We start from the raw sequence: 2,266 nt of genomic DNA, 5'->3' as shown, positions 1-2,266 counted from the left end.
TGCCAAGGGTGGCAACAATGGCAGGGATCTTTAGCCACGCGACCAGGACACCGTTGAAAAATCCCGCGAGCAAACCAAGCAGTAAAGTCGCGACACAAGCAACAGGTAGTGAATACCCCGCGTTCAGTAACATCCCCAACAGCACTGCGCACATTCCGGTAATCGAACCCACTGAAACATCAATATTGCGCGTAAGCATTACCAGCGTCGCGCCCATTGCCAGCAGGATCAGGATTTGCGCGCTGCTATAAACCATGGTCAGCGTTTGCACACTTAAATACTGGCGGTCGAGAAAACCGGGTAATGCAAACAGCAGCACCACCGCCAGCAGTGCCGTGATTTCACGGTTGTTCTGAATAAACTTCAGCATGACACCTCCTGACGCTGACTATCGCCGAAGGCAACGCGCATAATAGTCTCGACATTAATATCGCGCCCGGTCAGTGCAGAGTGGGCAATTTCGCCCTGATGCATCACATACACGCGATCTGCCATCAGTTCGATCTCTTCCAGATCGGAGGAGATAAGCAGCACTGCCACATTTTGTGCGGCGATGCTGCGCAACAGCTGGTAGATATCATTACGGGCCGAGACATCCACGCCGCGCGTCGGCTCATCGACAATCAATGCTTGCGGCGAAGCTTCCAGGCATTTGGCAATGAGGATTTTTTGCTGGTTGCCACCGGATAATGTCCGTGCAGCTTGTTCCGGTTGGTTAAATTTAATATTCAGCGCCCGACGATAACGTTCCAGGGTGGCATTATCTTTCGCGGTTTTCGCCCAGAATCCACGAAGGTTATGAGTAAGGGCGCAGACGTTCCAGGCAAGCGAAGCATCGAGATTCAGTCCGGATGACTGGCGATCTTCCGGCAGATAAACCAGACCGCGCAGTAAACGTTCTCCAGTGGATAATTTATTGATCTCTTTACCATTCAGCATAATGCGTCCGCCACGCAAAGTACGCAGACCATAGAGCGTCTCGGCCAGTTCTGTGCGTCCGGCCCCCACCAGCCCAGCCAGGCCCAGAATTTCTCCGGCATTGAGCGTCATGCTGACATTCCTGAAACCTTCGCCGGTCAGATTTTCCAGTGTCAGCACCGGCGTTCCGGCAGCATGTTGTGGGCGGTTACCAGGTAACTCCAGCCATAATTTTTGGCTGGCAGAGAGCGATTTTTCCCGTACCACTGGCGTGATGGCCTGAATAATGTCGTCGGTAGACAGTTCGCTGGTTTTGCCGCTTAAGGCGATGGTTCCGTCGCGCATCACGCTAATTCGATCGGCAATCTGGCGAATTTCCGGCAGCTTATGCGAGATAAAAACAATACCCACGCCAGTAGCAAGCAGCTCTTGCAAGCGAGTAAACAAGCGTTCGGTTTCCGCAGGGGTAAGCGAGGCGGTAGGTTCATCGAGGATCAGAATCCGCGAGTCGCGCATTAGCCCGCGGAGGATTTCCACCATTTGGCGATCGGCGACATCCAGCGATCCTGCCAGACTATGCAGATCAAACTGGCAGCCCAGCGCCGCCAGCAAGTTCTTCATTTTTTGCATGGAGAGCTGTTTTTTTGCCATCCCAAACAGGATGTTTTCTTTTATCGACAGGCTTGGGAAAAGCAGCGGTTCCTGGGGAACGAGATAAATGCCCAGCTGATGAGCATGAACTGGCGTTAATCTGGCGTAGTTGTTGCCCCCAATCTCCAGCGTACCGCTATCAGCAGGGGTAATACCGGCAATAATCTTCATTAACGTCGATTTACCGGCACCATTGCCGCCGAGCAGGGCGTGGACCTCCCCCTGATGCAACGTAAAATCGATGCCTTTCAGGACATTGACCCCTGAATACTGTTTATAAACCGAGCGGGCGCAAAGTAGCGGTAACGCGCGGGTATCACTCGTTTGCATATTTCCCCCGTTCAGTTTTGCAGGTGAGTTTTGAACAAATGTATTTCTGCTTTTAATTTGTTCATAACCTTAGGTGGACATTGCACATATTTCCGACGAATAGATCACAATTTATGCTATTTTGATTTTCACGGTTGCGTTTGTTCATGCTCGTAGAGTCAAACTGTGGCTGCCATCACAGATATAAATGCGCAAGAACTGAACAATTGCATTAAAGATTTAAATATGTTCAAAGTGAAGAATGAATTATGACAATCAACGATTCGGCAATTTCAGAACAGGGAATGTGTGAAGAAGAACAGGTCGCGCGGATCGCGTGGTTTTACTATCACGACGGGCTGACCCAGAGCGAGATCAGCGATCGTCT

At 50.9% G+C, this 2,266-nt stretch carries 1 protein-coding gene and 2 pseudogenes (1 of these 3 cut by a window edge); 1 reads left to right on the top strand and 2 read right to left on the bottom strand.

Annotated elements, in window-relative coordinates; translation table 11 throughout:
- Together lsrC and lsrA are read right to left on the bottom strand one after the other, a co-directional pair.
- A pseudogene (gene lsrC / locus QZF50_RS18200) lies at positions 1 to 370 on the bottom strand (autoinducer 2 ABC transporter permease LsrC); it reaches 664 nt to the left of the window's first position.
- Positions 364 to 1,899, bottom strand: coding sequence for an autoinducer 2 ABC transporter ATP-binding protein LsrA (lsrA, locus tag QZF50_RS18195; protein WP_001194889.1), 1,536 nt, complete (start codon positions 1,897 to 1,899; stop codon positions 364 to 366). The pseudogene lsrC and the gene lsrA overlap by 7 nt, the downstream one beginning before the upstream one ends.
- A 248-nt stretch (positions 1,900 to 2,147) precedes the next feature.
- Here lsrA and QZF50_RS18190 point away from each other — a divergent pair.
- A pseudogene (locus QZF50_RS18190) lies at positions 2,148 to 2,266 on the top strand (transcriptional regulator LsrR); the annotation flags it as partial.

Source organism: uncultured Escherichia sp. (assembly GCF_948475835.1).
In the GTDB taxonomy this organism is placed as follows: Bacteria; Pseudomonadota; Gammaproteobacteria; order Enterobacterales; family Enterobacteriaceae; genus ECMA0423.
This window is presented reverse-complemented; position numbering and strand designations above follow the sequence as displayed.